Origin of the sequence: Corynebacterium sp. (assembly GCF_030532715.1) — a bacterium.
GTDB lineage: Bacteria > Actinomycetota > Actinomycetes > Mycobacteriales > Mycobacteriaceae > Corynebacterium.
Genome location: NZ_JAUNKO010000001.1, coordinates 360,070 through 379,037, shown reverse-complemented (window position 1 = coordinate 379,037; position 18,968 = coordinate 360,070). Strand labels below are relative to the sequence as shown.

The 18,968-nt window shown below is 58.5% G+C and carries 13 protein-coding genes; 4 read left to right on the top strand and 9 right to left on the bottom strand.

Annotation, left to right across the window (positions count from 1 at the left end):
* Positions 1–71 precede the first annotated feature (71 nt).
* Both Q4D83_RS01750 and Q4D83_RS01745 read right to left on the bottom strand, forming a co-directional pair.
* A complete protein-coding gene (locus tag Q4D83_RS01750) occupies positions 72–515 on the bottom strand; it encodes a VOC family protein (RefSeq protein WP_303172432.1) in 444 nt (147 codons plus the stop codon).
* 69 nt (positions 516–584) lie between these two features.
* On the bottom strand, positions 585–1,376 hold the full coding sequence (locus Q4D83_RS01745) for a helix-turn-helix transcriptional regulator (RefSeq protein ID WP_303172431.1): 792 nt from the start codon (positions 1,374–1,376) through the stop codon (positions 585–587).
* A 65-nt stretch (positions 1,377–1,441) separates the two neighbouring features.
* Between Q4D83_RS01745 and Q4D83_RS01740 the strand changes: the two genes are divergently transcribed.
* The 3 genes from Q4D83_RS01740 (at position 1,442) to Q4D83_RS01730 (ending at position 6,797) form a co-directional block, all read left to right on the top strand.
* Positions 1,442–2,779, top strand: a complete 1,338-nt coding sequence (locus tag Q4D83_RS01740; protein WP_303172429.1) for a glutamine synthetase family protein — start codon at positions 1,442–1,444, stop codon at positions 2,777–2,779.
* A 51-nt stretch (positions 2,780–2,830) separates the two neighbouring features.
* Positions 2,831–5,935 carry a bifunctional [glutamine synthetase] adenylyltransferase/[glutamine synthetase]-adenylyl-L-tyrosine phosphorylase gene (locus Q4D83_RS01735; protein WP_303172426.1) on the top strand — a complete coding sequence of 1,035 codons (3,105 nt, stop codon included), beginning with the start codon at positions 2,831–2,833 and terminating at the stop codon, positions 5,933–5,935.
* A 205-nt stretch (positions 5,936–6,140) separates the two neighbouring features.
* Positions 6,141–6,797: a heme oxygenase (biliverdin-producing) gene (locus tag Q4D83_RS01730; protein ID WP_303172424.1), complete on the top strand. Its 657-nt coding sequence runs from the start codon at positions 6,141–6,143 to the stop codon at positions 6,795–6,797.
* Positions 6,798–7,197: 400 nt separating this feature from the next.
* Here Q4D83_RS01730 and Q4D83_RS01725 read toward each other — a convergent pair whose 3' ends face one another.
* The 4 genes from Q4D83_RS01725 to glnA form a co-directional block, all read right to left on the bottom strand.
* Positions 7,198–7,857 (bottom strand): anaerobic ribonucleoside-triphosphate reductase activating protein, encoded by a 660-nt coding sequence (locus Q4D83_RS01725; RefSeq protein WP_303172423.1) that lies wholly within the window; start codon positions 7,855–7,857, stop codon positions 7,198–7,200.
* Positions 7,820–9,634 (bottom strand): ribonucleoside triphosphate reductase, encoded by a 1,815-nt coding sequence (locus Q4D83_RS01720; RefSeq protein ID WP_303172421.1) that lies wholly within the window; start codon positions 9,632–9,634, stop codon positions 7,820–7,822. Before Q4D83_RS01720 ends, Q4D83_RS01725 begins: the two co-directional genes overlap by 38 nt.
* Before the next feature lie 389 nt (positions 9,635–10,023).
* Positions 10,024–10,524: a MarR family winged helix-turn-helix transcriptional regulator gene (locus Q4D83_RS01715; RefSeq protein WP_303172420.1), complete on the bottom strand. Its 501-nt coding sequence runs from the start codon at positions 10,522–10,524 to the stop codon at positions 10,024–10,026.
* A 2,096-nt stretch (positions 10,525–12,620) separates the two neighbouring features.
* Positions 12,621–14,057 (bottom strand): type I glutamate--ammonia ligase, encoded by a 1,437-nt coding sequence (glnA, locus tag Q4D83_RS01710; protein ID WP_303172419.1) that lies wholly within the window; start codon positions 14,055–14,057, stop codon positions 12,621–12,623.
* Positions 14,058–14,400: 343 nt separating this feature from the next.
* Between glnA and Q4D83_RS01705 the strand changes: the two genes are divergently transcribed.
* Positions 14,401–14,874 (top strand): RDD family protein, encoded by a 474-nt coding sequence (locus tag Q4D83_RS01705; RefSeq protein ID WP_303172416.1) that lies wholly within the window; start codon positions 14,401–14,403, stop codon positions 14,872–14,874.
* Positions 14,875–15,028: 154 nt separating this feature from the next.
* On the opposite strand, the gene Q4D83_RS01700 is transcribed toward Q4D83_RS01705, so the two are convergent.
* The 3 genes from Q4D83_RS01700 to lipA form a co-directional block, all read right to left on the bottom strand.
* Positions 15,029–16,651 (bottom strand): aspartate:alanine exchanger family transporter, encoded by a 1,623-nt coding sequence (locus tag Q4D83_RS01700; protein ID WP_303172415.1) that lies wholly within the window; start codon positions 16,649–16,651, stop codon positions 15,029–15,031.
* A gap of 361 nt (positions 16,652–17,012) precedes the next feature.
* Positions 17,013–17,789: a DUF4191 domain-containing protein gene (locus tag Q4D83_RS01695; RefSeq protein WP_303172413.1), complete on the bottom strand. Its 777-nt coding sequence runs from the start codon at positions 17,787–17,789 to the stop codon at positions 17,013–17,015.
* Between the two features lie 95 nt (positions 17,790–17,884).
* The gene (lipA, locus tag Q4D83_RS01690) at positions 17,885–18,928 is read right to left on the bottom strand and encodes a lipoyl synthase (RefSeq protein WP_303172411.1); all 1,044 of its coding nucleotides are present in this window, start codon (positions 18,926–18,928) and stop codon (positions 17,885–17,887) included.
* Positions 18,929–18,968 lie beyond the last annotated feature (40 nt).

Below are 18,968 nucleotides of genomic sequence, written 5' to 3'. Positions count from 1 at the left end.
CCAAGCGCGACGCCCCACGGTGCCCCCGAGAACCAACCCGCTCACCGCCGCGTCGCGAAGGTCCCCACAACTTAGGGCGTGGATCCGATCTCGCTGCCTTGACTGTCGTCGAGGAAGATTTCCCAGGCGATGCCGAAGCGGTCGATGCAGCGCCCGTTGTAGCCCCAGGGTTGGTCTTGAAGTGGGCTGATCACGGTGCCGTCTTGGGCAAGCGCTTCAAAAACCCGTTGGGCATCGGTGCGGGATTTTGTTTGATAGAACAAGAACGCGTTGGATTCGGCGGTTGCCGATCGGACCGGCGTTTCCGAGTCCGTGGCCATAAGCGTGAGATTTCCGAGGTTCAGCGCAGCATGGGCAATGAGCTGCGCATGTTCGGGCGGCGTTTCGACGCCCGCCGGCGCCATGTCAGCATAGGTGTAGCGGCCAGCGCACTCGGCGTCGAAAAGTTTTGCGTAGAACGCAAAGGCTTCGTGCGCGGTACCGGGGAACGACAGGTAGACGTGAAATTCCGACATTTCGGACTCCTAACGTACAAACAGGGTGAATGGGTGTGTTTGATGCTAGGTGCCAGTAGTGGGGTTGTTTTATTCCGAATTGCGCTGTTGCAACCTGTTGCGGACGATGTTTGCGATAAGGACGGGGAAGTTCATGGTGATCGGCGGGTCCTCGGGCTGGCGCAACCGCATAGCTAGCTCAAAGTGTTGGTCTGAGTCGGTGGGGAAGTGCAGTACGCGGGGACCTTTTTGCCGGTAGTTATCCTGAAGCATTCGTATGTAGTTGCGATTTGGTGTGAGGTCGCACGCGAGGAGATAGAACGCACCCGCGGGAATGTTGTGCAGTGTGACCGAAGTGTGGTGAAACAATGCGGCGCCGACCACCGGCGGGCCTTTAGGAATCGCGGTTGGAAACAGGCCCACGCACGTGATTGCGGGGACGTAACCGTCGGGGAAATGTACCGTGACCTTGAGTCGGTTCTTCGCAGTTTCAGCATTGGGGTATTCGTGGTGGTAGAGCGTTCCGGTTTTGCTGCCCAGTTTGCGCAAGATGGATATGGCGGTCTGTGTTTCCTGGTGGAAACGTTTGGCCGAAATGCCGGTGTGCCGCCGAAAGGCATTCGAAAATGTGCCCAGGCTGGCGTAGCCGCTCAGGTGCGCGCTGTGGGTGACGGACAGTCGGCGGGTGGACACGGCGTCGATACTGTGCTGGATTTTGGTGGCTTCGGCGAATTGTCGCAGGCTAAACCCAGCAGTGCGCTTGAATTCACGCGAAAAGTGCCACGGGCTGAAGCCGTGGGTGCGGGCGACGTCCGCGAGCATGGGAGATCTACCAGCCTGAATTTCTTCGCGCAGAAGTGCAATTATTTTCGGAAGCTCCATTGTGGCCAGCATAGCGCCCTTGAATGGGGCGGCGGCAGGCGGCGACGTCCATTAGATTGAAAAGAATGAATAGCCAACAGGAATTTGTGCTGCGCACGATCGAAGAGCGCGATATTCGGTTTGTGAGGCTGTGGTTTACGGATATTTTGGGGTATTTGAAGTCCGTGGCCGTGGTTCCCGCTGAGCTCGAGAGCGCGTTCGAAGAGGGGATTGGTTTCGACGGTTCCGCAATCGAAGGTTTTTCCCGAGTATCCGAGGCGGATACCATCGCCAGGCCGGACCCATCGACGTTTCAACTCATGCCGTTTGAAAAGCGAGAATCCACGGATATTGCGCGGATGTTTTGCGATATCACCATGCCGGACGGGCAGCCGTCGTACGCGGACCCACGGCAGGTGCTGCGGCGGCAGGTGAAGGCGGCGGCCGATGACGGGTTTCATTGTTTCGCCCACCCGGAGATCGAGTTTTTCTTGGTGGAGTCGTTGGCTACGGATGGCCGCCCGCCAGTGCCCACCGACAATGGCGGCTACTTCGACCAAGCTGTGACGGACAAGGCGCCTAACTTTCGATTCGATGCGATGAATGCGTTGGAGTCGATGGGGATTTCGGTGGAGTTTTCGCACCACGAGACCGCGCCGGGGCAGCAGGAGATTGACCTGCGGTATGCGGATGTGCTCACCATGGCGGACAACATTATGACGTTCCGCTACATCGTGAAAAAGACAGCGCTTCGAAATGGGGTTCGATCTACGTTTATGCCGAAGCCGTTTACGGAATACGCGGGCAGCGCCATGCACACGCACTTGTCGTTGTTTGAGGGGGACACGAATGCGTTCCACGATCCGGATGATGAGTTCTCGTTGTCCAGCACCGCGCGGCAATTTATCGCGGGGATTTTGCATCACGCGCCGGAGTTCACGGCCGTCACCAACCAATGGACAAATTCGTATAAACGTTTGATGTTCGGTAATGAGGCCCCGACGGCAGCTACCTGGGGTGTTTCCAACAGTTCCGCCATGGTGCGCGTACCCACGTACCGGCTGGGCAAGGTGAATTCGCGCCGCGTGGAGGTGCGTAGTCCCGATTCGGCGTGCAACCCGTATCTTGCGTATGCGGTGCTGGTGGCGGCGGGTTTGAAGGGGATTCGGGAGGGGTACCAGCTGCCGGATCCGGCGGAAGATGATATCTCTAAGTTGACACGTCGTGAACGCCGCGCGTTGGGGTACCAAGATTTGCCAGGCAGCTTGGATCAGGCGCTGCGTCTCATGGAGCAATCGGAGCTCGTTGCTGAGACGCTGGGTGAGCACGTTTTTGAGTATTTCCTACGCAATAAGTGGCGCGAGTGGCAGGACTATCAGTCGCAGATCACGTCTTGGGAGCTGCGCACAAACTTAGACTATTAGGCACGAATACCTGCAATAACGCACCCCGTATTTTCACCCCCAAGGAGCACCATGGCTACCCCGCGTTCCACTCGTCGTTCGCTTCCAACTCCAGGCGGGTTGAGTTTGGAGGGGCCGCACGCACAGGCGGATTTAGAGTGGCTGGGGTGGATGAACGAGGATTCGGTGGATTTGCTGTGGAGTTTGACCGGCGCCGCCGACCCCGACCTCGCACTCAATTCGCTTGTGCGTTTGATGGAAGCGCTGGGGGATGATCGTGGCGAACTGGACAGGGCGCTGCGGGAGGAGGTGCCGCTGCGGGTGCGTTTGGTGGCGTTGCTGGGGGCGTCGACAAGCCTTGGGGACCACTTGGTGGCAAACCCGCACCTGTGGCCGCAGCTGCGCTTGGAGTTACCGTCGGCCACGGAGATGATGGGGGCGTTGCTGGAGTGCGTGAACGCCGCGCCCGCAGAGTTAGTACACATGGACGATTCCAACGTTGCGGTTGCTGATGAAGACGCCGATACCGCCACCGCGGATTTGCGTACGCCGGGCACCTATCGGGCGGGCGTGACGGGCGCGGAGGCGGAGCCGCTGCTGAAACGTACGTACCGTAGTTTGCTGATGCGGATCGCGGCGCACGATTTGGCGGGAACGTACCCGGAATCCCCCCGCCGACCGGGTCAACCGCACGTTCCATTCACGGTGATTTCCGGCGCCCTGTCCGATCTTGCCGACGCCGCGCTCACCGCAGCGTTGTCCGTGGCAGTTGCCGGTGTGTACGGCGACAAGCCTGTCCCCGCGCGGCTCGCGGTGGTGGCAATGGGCAAGTGTGGTGCTCGCGAATTGAACTACATTTCGGACGTGGATGTCATCTTCGTGGCGGAGCCCGCGGACGCCCGTACCACCCGGCTGGCAGGTGAGTTTATTCGCATTGGTTGTCGGTGCTTTTTTGAGGTGGATGCGGCGCTGCGCCCCGAGGGAAAACAGGGAGCGTTAGTACGTACGTTGGAGAGCCATCAGGCGTACTACAAGCGGTGGGCGCAGACTTGGGAGTTTCAAGCCCTGGTAAAGGCGCGGCCGATGACGGGTTCGATGGAACTCGGGCGCCAGTACGTGGCCGCGCTTGCCCCCTTGGTGTGGAGCGCCAGCCAACGCGAAAGTTTTGTCGACGACGTGCAGGCGATGCGCCGTCGGGTAGTGAACAATGTGCCCGCCGAGCTGCGGGAGCGGGAACTTAAGCTGGGCAAAGGCAGCCTGCGGGACGTGGAGTTCGCGGTGCAATTGCTCCAGTTGGTGCACGGTCGGGTGGACGAAAGTTTGCGCGAACTCGGCACCGTGGATGCGCTTACCGCGTTGATGAAAGGCGGTTATGTCGGCCGCGAGGACGCGCACGCCCTGATTTCCGCATATGAGTTCCTGCGCTTGCTGGAGCACAGGTTGCAGCTGCAACGGTTACGGCGTACCCACACCATGCCTGCGGATACGGACGTGAAACAATTGCGCTGGTTGGCGCGCGCGGCGGGGATTACGGCGCGCGGTAATCAGGGCACAGCGGCGGATGAGTTGGGGGAACGCTTCCGAAAAGTGGCGCTCCAAATCTCTTCCATGCACGCAAAATTGTTCTATCGTCCGCTGTTGAATTCGGTGGCGAGTTTGCCCGTGGAAACGCTGCGTCTGTCTGCCGAGTCCGCGAAGCTGCAACTCGCGGCGTTGCGTTACAAATTCCCGGACCGTGCTTACGAGCATCTCATCGCGTTAGCCTCCGGTCGCAGCCGCAAGGCGAAAATCCAGGCGATGTTGCTGCCCACGTTGATGGAGTGGCTTTCCCAAACGGCGGACCCGGACATGGGGCTGCTGAATTACCGGCGCCTCTCGGATGCGGCGGAGGACCGGCAATGGTTCTTGCGCATGCTTCGGGATGAAGGCGTTGTGGGGCAGCGCCTTATGCGTATTCTGGGCAATTCGCCTTATGTTTCGGATTTGATCTTGGCCACCCCGGACTCCGTGAAACTCCTTGGCGATGGCGCTACAGGGCCGAAACTGCTGGGCGCGTCCCCGGATACGGTGTCGCGGTCATTGCTGGCCGCAGCGCGGCGTTATAACGATCCGGACAAGGCGATCCGTGCGGCGCGTTCCCTGCGGCGCGCGGAGTTGGCGCGCGTGGCGGCAGCTGACCTGCTGGACATGATGGGGGTGCAGGAGGTGTGCCGTAGCTTGTCGCTCGTGTGGGACGCGGTGCTTGACGCTGCGCTAGCCGCCGAAATCCGCGCCAGCCTGCAGGAAGGGGAACAGCCGCCGGCGCGCATTGCGGTGATTGGCATGGGGCGGTTGGGCGGGGCGGAACTGGGGTATGGTTCCGACGCTGACGTGATGTTTGTGTGCCAGCCCGCCGATGGCATCTCGGATAGCGACGCCGTGCGCTGGGCGATCAGCGTCTGCGACCGGATGCGCCGCCGCCTGGCAAAACCTAGTGACGATCCGCCCCTTGAGGTGGACCTTGGCCTGCGCCCCGAGGGGAGGTCTGGTCCAATCGTGCGGACGGTCGATTCGTACGAAAAGTACTACGAGCGTTGGGGCGAGACTTGGGAGATTCAGGCCTTGTTGCGCGCCACGGTCGTCGCAGGTGACCAAGAAGTGGGCCGGGATTTCTTGCACCGTATTGACCCGTTGCGCTACCCGCCGGGTGGGGTATCGGCGGACACGGTGCGCGAGGTGCGGCGCATGAAAGCTCGCGTGGATAACGAACGTCTTCCTCGCGGCGCCGACCGGAATACCCATACGAAACTGGGTCGGGGTGCACTGACGGATATTGAGTGGACGGTGCAATTACTCATCATGTTGCACTCTCACGAGGTGCCTGGCCTGCACAACACTTCCACCTTGGAATGCCTTGACGTGATTGAGCAGGAGGGGTTGCTGCCGAAACATCAGGCGGAGACGCTACGGGCGGCATGGTTGGCAGCTACCCAGGCGCGTAATGCGCTGGTGCTGGTTCGCGGTAAACGTACTGACCAGCTGCCGCAGCCCGGCCCGCAACTTGCCCAGGTGGCTGGTGCTGCGGGGTGGGACCCCACAGAGTACCAAGATTTCCTTGAAAACTACTTGCGCTTAACCCGCCGGGCCCGCCAAGTTGTGGACGAGGTGTTTTGGGGCGAGGCAACGTTTGAGCCGTAAGACGTCGGTCGCGCGGTGCTGGCGCTACTTTTCGGCGTGTGAGACCACCACCAATGGACCGCACTTTTCATCCAAACGTTTGATGTTCAGGTGTGCCTAACCTTAGTTAAATGGTGGGTGTGGGTGGGCTGTTCGCGGAGCAATTTTCTGCGGCACCAAGCCCGCCGCGCTGAACAATTTTCCGACGGTAAAGGACGTTTCCGCCATGACCCTCGCCACGGCCGCCCGCCCGAGCGCGCGGCTTTCCGCAGAACTGAAGGACTCAACCGCACAGGCGCACGAGCGTGCTGAGCATTCCAACTTTATGGGGCAATTGCTCGCCGGCGAACTCGATGCCGATGCATACGCAGCGCTACACGGCCAAATGTGGTTTGTGTACTCCGCGTTGGAACGCGCCGCCCGAGCCGTCGCAGGCGACCCCATTGCTGCAAATATTATTGATCCCCGGCTAGAGCGAGTGCCTGCACTCGAAGCGGATTTGGATGCCCTGCACGGCTCCTCCGAGTGGCGCGCGCGTCTGCGCCCTTTGCCGGCGACTGAAGCATACGTGGCGCGGCTTGATCACATCGCGCAAACTGGCGACGCCGCGCGCCTCGTCGCTCACCATTACGTCCGCTACCTTGGCGATCTCTCCGGCGGCCAAGTGATCAGCCGGATGGTGCAACGGCACTATGGGGTTTCCGACAACGCCGTAACCTTCTTCACGTTCGCAGGCATCGGGAAACTCAAGCCCTACAAGGACGCCTACCGCGCCGCGTTGGACAACATTCAGCTTGACGACGCCGCCCGCGCCCAGCTCCTCGATGAAGCCGCTGTCGCCTTCCTTATGAATTTGGAGGTTTTTATGGAGCTCGGGGACTGATTGGGCCGCGCATTTCCGCTGTGACCTGGGCTGGTCTTTTCATTCTTCAGGGGCACCGTAAAGGAAGAATGCTGGGGTGGCTGCAGGTCAGCGGTTGCGTGTTTTGCATTGAGCGTTGTAGTGCGCTCATCATGTAGCAAGTATGCATTCGTTCGGGGTTGGGCGGGGATTGCATGGTGGCATTCGGGGTGGGTTTGGGGAGCCGGTGGGGAAAAGCATCGCGGATATGTTGCCCAATGCTGAAATATACAGTAAAAGTTGTGCACAATGCGCGGCGGGGGTTATGGCACTTGACTACTTCGAACAAGCCATCTATGTTTGATGCTTTTATCCTGAAAAAGCGAGCTCAAACGTCCGTGGGCGGCAAAAGGTGTAGGTGTGTGCCCCCACCAGTTGCGCTTTAGCCCGCCATGTAATATCCCCACGAATCTACGTTGCGTGCAACCTGTACGACGGGCGGGGGTAACCCTAGTGTTACTACCCGTTCGCGCAGTTCGTTGAGTCCGCGGGAGACCACGGAATCCGGCCAGACGGTGGTGCGAATTTGCACGTCAACCCCCGACTTGGCGACGAGCGCTACGGAATCCCACATTCGCTCGGCCACTCTCGGGGTGCAGCCGGTAACGGCAGGTAGGTCCCCAGGCAGCGCTTTGACATCTAGCCCAATCCAGTCCGGCGTCGTTTCGGGACGAGCGAAAAGCCGCGCCAGGCGTTTTGGTGAGTAACCGCAGGTATGCAGGCCGACTGGAAAGCCCATTGCATGCACGTATTCGATTACGTCCGGGAGCGTGCGATGTGTGGTGGGTTCGCCGCCGGTGAACACGAGGGCGTCGAGAAGCGAACGGCGGCGCGCGAGGAGGCTGATGACGTCGGAAAAATTGCCGCTCGCGGCGCCGAACCGTTGGAGTTGTGGATTGTGGCAATAGCTGCAGCGCAACGGGCAGCCTTGTGTGAATACAGTTGCGGTGAGCTTGCCGGGCCAATCGGTGGCAGAGAAGGGGAGGAAACCCGCCGTTGGCAGGTCAGGCGGCGGGTGGTTCAGCGAAGTACACGCGCTCATGGAACTCACCTTTCTTGCCGGTATTAAAGCTGGCCACGGGCCTAAAATAGCCCATGACGCGCGTCCACACTTCGGTTTCTGCGTTGCAGTGAGGGCAGGCCGGATGCTCGCCAGATAGATAGCCGTGGGCGGGGCAAATGGAGAATGTGGGCGTGACGGTAACGTACGGGAGTTCGAAGTTGGTGAGGGCCCGTCGTACGAGGTTTGCGCAGGCTTCGCCGTTGCTCACCGCGCTCCCCATGTAGAGGTGCAGCACGGTGCCGCCGGTGTAGCGCGTCTGGAGATCGTCCTGTGCCTGCAGCGCCGCGAAAGGATCGGGTGTATGTGCGACGGGTAGCTGGGTGGAGTTCGTGTAGTACGGTTCTTCCTTCGTGCCCGCTTGGATAATGTTGGGGAATCGCTCGCGGTCGGCGCGCGCGAACCGGTAGGTGGCGCCCTCCGCGGGTGTGGCTTCCAGGTTGTACAGGTGACCGGTGCGTTCTTGCGCCTCGACCAGTAGTTCGTTTATGTGGTCGAGTAGGTGGGCGGCCATGGCGTGCCCCTGCGGATCCGTAATGTCGAACGCGTCGTCGGTAAAGTTGCGCACCATTTCATTGACGCCGTTGACGCCGATGGTGGAAAAGTGATTGTTCAGGTCCGGTAACCAGCGCGCCGTGTAGGGGAATAGCCCCAGTTCGAGGAACTCCGCAATTGTCGCGCGCCGTCGCTCAAGGGTATCGACGCCCAGTCTCACCAGCTCCGTTACCCGCTCCAGCAATGCTGTTTCCGGGCCGCCCGAAAAGACATGCCCCAAGCGCGCGCAATTGAGCGTCACCACTCCAATCGAGCCGGTGTGCTCGGCTGAACCGAACAGTCCGTTGCCTCGTTTGAGCAGTTCACGAAGGTCAAGCTGGAGACGGCAGCACATGGAGCGAATCATGCCCGGATCCATATCCGAGTTAATGAAATTCTGGAAATAAGGCAAGCCGTATTGGGCGGTCATGGAAAACAGCGCTTGGGCGTTGGGGCTGTCCCAATCGAAATCCGGGGTGATGTTGTAGGTAGGGATGGGGAAGGTGAACGGGCGGCCGTCGACGTCGCCCGCTGCCATGACGGCGAGGAAAGCTCGGTTGATCAAATCCATCTCCGGCTGCAAGTCGCCGTAGGTGAATTCGCATACTTCGTCGCCGATGAGCGGGTATTCGTCTTTCAGGTCATCCGGGCATATCCAGTCGAACGTGAGGTTGGTAAAAGGTGTTTGGGTTCCCCATCGGCTAGGCACGTTTAAGTTGAAAATCAACTCTTGCATGGTTTGCTCGACTTGATCGTAGGAAAGGTTGTCGAGCCGCAGAAACGGGGCCATGTAAGTGTCAAACGAGCTAAACGCCTGTGCGCCGGCCCACTCGTTTTGCAGGGTGCCTAGGAAATTGACGACCTGGCCGCAGGCGGAGGAAAAATGCCGTGGCGGGCCGGAGGAAATGGTGCCCTTGACGCCGCCAAAACCTTCTTGAATCAGTTGCCGGAGTGACCAGCCCGCGCAATAGCCAGAGAGCATGTCAAGGTCGTGGATGTGGATATCTCCCTCGCGGTGCGCCTGACCTGCGTCTGGGTGGAATATTTCATTGAGCCAAAAGTTGGCTACTACCTTGCCGTTGGTGTTGAGCATTAACCCACCCAGGGAGAAATCTTGGTTGGCGTTGGCATGCACCCGCCAGTCTGAGCGTTGCAGGTATTCATTAATGGTATCCGCAACGTTGATGCTGGTTGAAGGGGTTTTGGTGGTAGTAGTGGGGCACATATCGACCACTCTAGAACCGCTGGGGTAAAATGTCACCGGTGCGTAGACGTGAGATTGTCTACAAAGATGTCCGGAACTTTTCTTGAAACGCCAGCCGACTGATTGCTGAGCCGAATTGGGAAACGGCTTGTTCACACTACATCGTGTCGGAACACCTGCGTGCATAATGTTCCGGGCGTGACTCTTATGAAACGCACCCCTATAGCGAGCACATATGCTCATGACCCGGCGTCGAGGGGCAATCGACGCCGGGTTCTTAGGTGGAATACTCTGCTAGCGCATTAGATTTGGGAGACGATGTGCGCTGAAAGTATTGGGGGACAGGTGTTGATGTGGGTGTTCGTGTCCGCATCAACGAGGTTGTTTGAGTCCGAGGAGACGAATCGGACTTAGTTTTGTACCTTTTGGTTTCGGCGAACTCCGGAGAATGCGCGGCCATCCATGGGGACGCGACGATTGTTCAGGGATTCCACCACACGGCCGGTGAGCTGGTGCAGTTCGGCAAGCTCGAAGCGGGTCAGGTCCACGCTGGCAGCGACACAGCGCTGCAACGGGCCGGCTTCAACTTCGAGGTCGCGACCGCGTTGGGTCAGGGAAAGGATACGACGGCGCGTATCGGTAGGATCAATCAGACGAACCAACAGGTCTGCAGCTTCCATGCGCTTCAGCAAAGGAGACAGGGTGCCGCTGTCCAAGTGGAGGCGTTCACCGAGTTCATTCACACTCAGGCCATCTTCTTCCCACAAGCACACGAGCACGAGGTACTGCGGGTACGTAATACCCCACCGGTCCAAGTGGCCGCGATACACTTGCTGGAGTGCGCGAGCTGCTGAGTACAAAGAGAAGCAGACGAGGTCGTCGAGATTCAAATGGGTCTTGGGCTTGTTCACATCGTTGAGTATGTCGTGCGAAGCGAACCTGTGCAATTCGGGGGTAGCTTTAATTGTGCACGTTCAATTTGTTTCAGGAGCCACAATCTTGGCGCAGGGGGTGCACTGGTTCACCAGCCTAAATGAGCAACATCAGACCCTGCACCGAAAATGCTGTAAATTTGCTATGGGGGTGGGATTTAAATAGTGCGAAATGTGCTAATTTGTCGAAGTTGAAAGTTTATGGAACGACGGTTCAAGGCACTATTACGCCAAACCTATTATATTTCTTGTGCGTTATATAAAAAGCGAATTCAGGGGCTGCAACATCAATACAGTTTGGGGTGTGCTGTAACGGTCGGAGCGAAGCGTTGGCCCTTGATTGGGGGGTTGGCCATTGCAGTTTGGGGCGATTTGTATCGACGTTTGATGCTCAAGTTATGGACAAAGTAGCTGTATTTATAGCGTTTGTGTAGAGCATTTTGCCAATCGCACACGGGGGTGACTGACGGAAACGGTGATGTGGCCTAATCCTGTGAAGCTCACGTCAGTGCGAGCAAAAACTTCGCCGTGACTAGCTACTTTATTGAAAACGGGTGACTGTTGGGTGTGGTGATTCGCAGGGTTTCTTAAAACGTGTGTACGGATGGATTCCATGGGCTACTCTCAGCAATCTTGAAACAGGTTATATTCGACCTTGCGCGATGTAACGTTTTGTGGCTAAGGCGGTAAAGAGCTGGTAAATCGGCATGAAGTCTGGTTGATTCGTGTGCTTTTGAAAAGTGAATGATTAGCCACCGTTTCGCGTAGATTTGCTGCATGAAGGGCAGATCGGCGGTCCAAAATTTAAGACTAGTCTTAGGTTTTAGGTAGCTTTTGTTGCGTATTGCGCGGCCTGGGACGTGGGGTTTTCTGCGCGTTACATGGCGCAAAACCAAGGGGGTATCTCTCGGGGATATGAAATGGTTTCGCTTCGGTTTTGAACTCGATTCCGGGCGCGACTGGCGGCTTGAGGTCCGCAAACGGTGTGTGGCAAACGAGAGCCGGGAGCCCGGAATCGGGGCGCAAAAAGTGGTGTTGCATAAGCGACCAACGGGGGTAATAGCATACCTGCTACTTAGGTTGGAGGCGTCGCGTGATGGTCGGATCAATGGACTTCAATTCTTGTGCGGCGCGAGATTTTTTGACATTTTTCGCCCCCGTTTCTGGGGGGTGCACAATCTGCTGTTTGGCGTGCTGGCGCTCGTTGGAGTTTTGGATTACCTTCGCAGTCCCGCTGGTCAGGGGCTGTGCGGGCCGTTCATTTTGGCGATATCACGAGTTTGCGCTACGTCAATAGCTCTTTGCTATCGAGTTGATAGGGGGTAGAACTTATGGCGGTGCCCAATCGAGAATGGAAGCATCCCACTCTCTCGTGCGCTGCTTTTAATGTTGTGCACCACTGTAGTAAATTTATGGGTTTTCTGACCCCTCGCTGACGATGCTCTCAGGATGGCGGACGTGCAGTTTTGGCCTGATCTTGGAAATAAAAATGATCTAACCAGGCGGTTTGGGGCCGGTGGTCCGGATTTCTCTCGTGCACATGCCCGAGAATTTTTCAACTGTATCGTTTTGATAGGGCGCAAGATAAATTTACTTCACCCGATGGGGTGAAAGCATCACCTAATCAATCGTAAGGTCAATGATGGGTTGCACGTTATCAAGCGTTTGCGTTGACCGCTATGTAGTCCATATCTCCGAGTGAGTATTGTCCGCAAGATTTTAGTTTGGTGCTGTTATGCTGCGAAACTGCAGGTATCGGATCATTTATTTAGTGGTATGTTGCGCGCAATTGGAGTGGCCACTTCCGGTTAGCATCCTCATTCGAAGGATTCAGTGTTCTAAGCAGATGAGTTAGCCCAATTAGTGCCCCCAATATAAGGGGCGCTTTATGTTGTAAGTGTCCTAGCTTATACGTGTTGGGAGACAGAAAGCTGTGGAATTGGTTTGGCTAGGAATGTGGAGGCGGTATTGAGGGGCTCGACGGCGGTGCGCGGGGCGTCGATACTCGGGATCGGCGAGGCGTAGGCGGCAAAAACCCGCAGCGCCAAGGGAGGCTGGCTGCGGGTAAGGCGGAATCAGCAGTCGAAGTACATTTCGAACTCTTGCGGCGTGGGGCGCAGGCGTACCGGGTCAATCTCGTGCTCGTACTTCATGCGGATGTACGTTTCGAGTAGATCTTCGGTGAAAACGTCGCCTTCGGTGAGGAAATCGTGGTCCTCGGCGAGCGCTTTCAGAGACGCCTCCAACGATGTCGGGGCTTGCGGAATGGACGCGGCCTCCTCCGGGGGAAGCTCGTAGAGGTCTTTGTCTACTGGTGCGTGCGGCTCGATGCGGTTCTTAATGCCGTCGAGGCCCGCAAGCATCATGGCGGCGAATCCGAAGTACGGGTTTCCGGAGGGGTCCGGCGCGCGGAACTCAATACGCTTCGCCTTGGGGTTCGAACCCGTGATCGGGATGCGGACGGCGGCGGAACGGTTGCGTTGCGAATACACGAGGTTAATGGGTGCCTCGAAGCCCGGCACGAGGCGATGATACGAGTTCAACGTCGGGTTGGTAAACGCCAACACAGCGCCCGCGTGGTGCAGAATGCCGCCGATGTAGTAGCGGGCGAGGTCGGAAAGCCCCGCATAGCCGGACTCATCGTGAAACAGCGGCTTCCCGTCCTTCCATAAGGACTGGTGCGCGTGCATGCCGGAACCGTTATCGCCGGCCAACGGCTTCGGCATGAACGTCGCGGTACGGCCGGCGCGGAATGCCGCGTTTTTGACGATGTACTTGAAGGTCTGCAAGTCATCCGCCGCGTGCAACAACGTGTTGAACTTGTAGTTAATTTCCTGCTGGGTGCCCGTGCCAACCTCGGGGTGCTGGCGTTCCACTGTGAAGCCCGCGTTGCTCAGCAGCAGGGACATGTCATCCCTTAGCTCCTCATACACATCGTGGGGTCCGGTTTGGCCGTAGCCGCCCTTCAGTCGCGTTGTGTAGGCGCGGTTCGGGGCGCCGCCAAGAGTGACGTCGGCGCCGCGGTTCCACCAACCGGCGTCCGCGTCGATAGCATAAAAGCCTTCGTGCGTGTCCGTAGCAAACGTCACCTTGTCAAAAAGGTAAAACTCGGCTTCGGCGCCGAAGAAACAAGTATCCGCAATCCCGGTGGAAGCAAGGTATTCCTCCGCCTTGCGGGCAACATTGCGCGGGTCGCGGGAAAACGGCTCACGGGTAAACGGGTCGTGGACGAAAAACTTGATGTTCAGCGTTTTTGCCTTGCGGAACGGATCCACCACAGCGGTGCTCACATCCGGCAATAAGTTCATGTCAGATTCGTCGATGGTGGTGAAACCCCGGATGGAGGAACCATCAAAGGCAAAGCCTTCTTCAGCAGCTTCCTCGGTGAAAGTCTCGGCCGGAATCGTAATTCGTTGCTCGGCACCTGGGACATCGGTGAACCGCATATCCACAAACTTCACGTCTTCGTCGCGGATGTACTGAATTACGTCTTCGATGGTATTGAACGCCACTGGACACTCCTAGTGGATGGCGGGCAGGTATTGTCTTGCGAAAGCCGGTGGGCGAGACCGCCCACAACAACGGCATGGGCGAACGGGTGAGCGGGGCAGCGCGCGGACAACCCGCCGCTGCCATCGCTAGAGAACATTCGCACGAGGGGCATTCTACCTATATCTGTCGGTCGACCGTAACCATGGTCCTGAAAAAGGGTGAGCTGCTCGCGTGCACCCCAACCTGGAATCCGGCCGACACTTAGGGTGAACGCTTGAGCGTCATTGCCACCGTTTCTAGAGTATGCGGCGTCTCGCCGGTGCAAAGTGCGTTTGCCTGGCCGGCCGGGCTATCTTGATAGGCATGGCAGACAATAAGCACAGCTGGCTGGACGGGCCGCAGATCCCGGCCGAATTTGAAGACCCGCTTGCCCCAGGGCGGTGGCCGGGCGAGAAGCTTGGGTTGCCGGAACGCGGGGTGGGGGCGCTCGCTAGCGTGATGAGGCGCGTCGGCGGCCTAGCGTTCGATTGGTTTTTGTGCATGTTTGTGGCCATCATCATCACAAACTTCACGCACGCGTTGGGAGGGGTTTCCACCGTAACCTTGTTGGTGTTCATTGTGCTCGGCGTGGTTTCCGTAACGTTGTTTGCTCGCACGCCGGGGCAGGCGGTGATGCGCATGGGTGTGGCGCGTATCGACGCCCCAGAACGCGTCGGCTTCGTTCGCGCCTTAGTGCGGACCATGCTCACGGTGTTCGTGTTCCCGCCGATTCTCGTCGATTCGGATGGGCGGGGGCTTCATGATCGTGCGACAGGCACCGCCGTTATCCTCGGCTGACGCCGCACCACGCGGGTTGTGGCAGAGACACAACATTGGGCCACACAATCGATGAACCGTGGGCCCAATGTTGCGTGTCCGGCGGAAGAAATGGCTGAGTGATCCCGCCACAGACACGTTTATTTTGAAGAGCGCTACAAGAAGCTACAAGAAGCTATAAGAAAAGGAGGAACAGCAGTACCTGCGCGCTCACGATTTTTGCCACCATAGCCATGGGGTAGACGGTGGTGTAGCCAATGCTGGGAAGCTCGTTCTTGGTTTGGTCGGAGACGTAGCTGAGCACTGCGGGGTGGGTTTGCAGCCCGGCGAGGATGCCGGCGACCTGCCCGAAGGGAATTTTCATTACCTTGTAGCCGGTGATGAGGGTAAGCAGGCTGAAAATCATGGTCACTGCTGCGCCCACCGCGAGGATGGTCAGCGAGCGCGGGTCTGCAAGTGCTTTGCCGAATCCGGCGCCGGCGGTGGTGCCAATGCCGGCGAGGAACAGCGTGATGCCTAGCTGGCGGAGGGCTAGGTTGGCACCGTAGGGTACCTGCCATACCACCGGTCCGGTGCGGCCGATGGCACCGAGGATGAGCGACACAATCAGGGGGCCACCGGCGCTACCGAGTTTCAAGGCGGTGCCGCCGGGCAACGGGATGGGGATCATGCCGATGAGCACGCCCACGGACAGGCCGAGGAGAAGCGGCAGCAGGTTGATATCGGAGATGCGTTTGTACGAGTCACCGAAAAGGCGGGTGGCGCGGTCGATACTTTCGTGCGGGGCCACCACGCGGACCCGGTCGCCGAGTTGCAGGATGGTATCGGGGGTTGCCACCATGTCGGCGTCGCCGCGGCGGACGCGGGTGACCAGCATGTGATCGAGCCGGGGGCGGAGTTTCCGCAGTGGAATGCCCACCATTTCTGTGGTGGAGACGAAGATGCGGCGGTAGTCGAGGCCGTCATCATGGGTGGGGTCGCCTGGGAGGAATTCGCCAATGAGTTTTTGCGCCTTCGCTACTTCCTCTTCGGTGCCCACGACGGAGACAATGTCGCCGGGGTCTACGTGGTCGCCAGCCTCAGGGAGGAACAATTTACCGTTGTGTTCGATGCGGGAAATGATGATTTCCAGGTCGAATCGCAGCGGCATCGTGGTGACGGAGGGCAAGCCTTCCTTGGTGACGCGGATGCGACGAGTGAGCAGCTCCTGGATTGCCACGCCAGCGTCACGGGCCTCTTGGTCATGATCGATACGGAACACTTTTGCAAGCACCGCAACTGACACGATTACGCCCAGCACGCCGATCGGGTATGCGAGCGAATAGGCCACCACGGGGAGTTCGAGTTGCGCTTTGGTATCCACGTCTTCGCCGATAAGCGAAGGAAGCGTATCCACAACCGCAGCCATTGCTGGTGTGTTCGTGAGTGCACCCGTGAACATGCCGGCGCCGGAGGGGGAATCGATGGTAAACGCTTTCACCAGTGCGTAGGACACGATGGTGATGATCACGATCATGGCCAACCCAAACACGTTGTGTCGGATGCCTGTGGTGCGCAGTGACTCGAAGAAGCCGGGGCCCGCTTCCAAGCCGATCGTGTATACGAACATAGATAGGCCGATGATAAATACGATCGACGGCAGTGTGATATCTGGTTCTAGTGTGGCAAAGCCGAGGCCGACGAACAGTACGGCCGCGACGCCAAGACGAAATCCGGCGATTTTAATGCGCCCGAGGAGCAACCCCAAGGACATAATCACTAACAGGGCTAACAGCTTGTTTTCCACTAACAGATGCACGCTTCCATCGTGGCACGGGGTGCATACCGCCTCAAGATTTTGCGGTGCTTACGGCGCGATTAGTGAATGGTGGCCAGCAGTCAATGCCACAAAAGCTGGTAGCAGTGCACCTGTGTTCAACCCCCGTAATAGGGCATCTTGGTTTCCTTATTGCTTGCTGATAATGCAAAGCTCACGCAGTAGATTCATTCGACATACACCCTAGAGAGCTAGGTGTGAGCTTTGCCGCAACTTCGCACGAATGCGCCCCAGGGTGTGGCGTTGTGTTCTAAAACCTGCGAAGTGGTTTACAACCAACGAACGTCCCTGGGGCGTGGTGGCGTGGGTGATGCGCACGCCGCGTTCGGAGCGGATCCGAATGTTAGTGCTTTTTGCGGTCTGAGGCGCGCCGCGCGCGGCGGTTCATGCCGGACACGCGCGCACCTTTCGGGATCGGCCCTTTCGGCAACCCAGCGTTTTGTGCACCGCGGCTATCAATGGAATCCACGCGTGCGGCCAGCGCCACAGCCTCGTTCTTTTTCATGTTGCGAGGCAGTTTCATGAGCTCGCGTTGCAGGCTCCGGATGGGCACTTGGCCTTCGCCTTCACCGGCGTACATTTCGTAGATGGGAGCGTTGCCTGCTACACGCTGGAGGCGCTTTTTCTGTTGCGTCATCAACGGGCGGACGCGGTGCATTTCACCTTCGCCAACGAGTACAATTCCGCAGACGCCGACGACGCGGTGCACGGCGTCCATGTGTGTCGTCGCCGCGACGGCCGTTTTGGTCTTCCAGACCATGCCCACGCCATCGCGCAAGTTTTCTAGCGCCCAACCGGCAGCACCGGGTTGCCCGGAGGCCTTGTCGTAGACGGAGCGCTCCACCCTGCGGGTGAACACGTACAGGGCGGCGGTAAAGCCAACCAATAGGCCTAACACGAGCATGTACCATTGGCCGTTCCACGCCAAACCAACGAGGAAAAACGCGAATGCGATACCGATGATAGTGATCAGCAAGAGCGGGACGAGTTTTTTGTCCTGCTTGCGCTGAATCTGGAAGGCTTGCCACATTTGTGCCCAGTTGTGTTTAAACCGGGCGAACTTCGCGCCGAAGCCTTCCTTCTGCGCAGAGTTTTCTTTCTGCTTGCGTGCGTCTGCCATGCCTTCAAGAATAGGGGATGGCAGCGGGGGCGTCGAAACGCCTTCGATGTTGCATCGTTGGCGTCATTGTCGCAGTGCGCCTCGGAGCAGCGGAGTTAGCGGCTGACCACCGGGGTGTCTTGGGAGGCGCCATATTTGGCGAGCAGGGAAGAGGCTTCCTGCGCGGTGGAGCCTTCGGTGGTTTCGGCGAGGTGTCGCAGGTTTGCGGGCAGTTGTTCGCCGCGGGCTGCGATGGTTTGCGCGTACAGCCGGCCCGCACGATAGGACGAACGTACGAGCGGTCCCGCCATGACGCCGGTGAATCCGAGTTCGGTCGCCATGTTGGAATGTTCGACAAACTCCTCCGGCTTTACCCAGCGTTCGATGGGGTGGTACATCGGGCCCGGGCGCAGGTATTGGGTGATAGTAATAATGTCGCAGCCTGCGTCTTTAAGGTCGCGCAGCGATTCGGTAACCTCGTCGAAGGTTTCTCCCATGCCGAGGATCAGGTTTGACTTTGTTACCAGACCGAAGTCGCGTGCTTGCCGGATGACGTCGAGTGAACGTTCGTACCGGAATGCGGGCCGGATGCGTTTAAAAATCCGCGGCACAGTTTCGATGTTATGTGCGAATACCTCGGGCCGGGATTCGAAGACTTCCTGCAAAAGCTCGGGTTTTCCGGAGAAGTCGGGCACCAAGTTTTCCACGCCGGTATTCGGGTTGAGGGCGTGGATTTGGCGGACGACCTCGGCGTACAGCCACGCACCTTCGTCGGGGAGGTCGTCGCGCGTGACGCCGGTAATAGTGGCATAGTTGAGGCCCATTTCGCGCACGGATTCGGCGACGCGGCGGGGTTCGTCGCGGTCGAGCGGTTCGGGTTTGCCGGAGGAAATTTGGCAGAAGTCGCAGCGCCGTGAGCATTGCGAACCGCCGATGAGGAACGTCGCCTCCCGCGATTCCCAACATTCGTGCACGTTCGGGCAGCCAGCTTCTTGGCATACGGTGTGCAGGGATGCGCCGGCGACGCGGCGTTTCATGTCCTGAAACTCTGGCCCGGTTTTAGCGGTGGTGCGAATCCAACGTGGTTTGCTTTCAATCGGCGTTTCCGCGTTCCGAGCTTCGATCCGAAGTAATTTGCGGCCGTTGGGGGCGATAGTCACGGTTCCTCACCCTACTAGCCAACCCCGTAGCGTGTCGAAA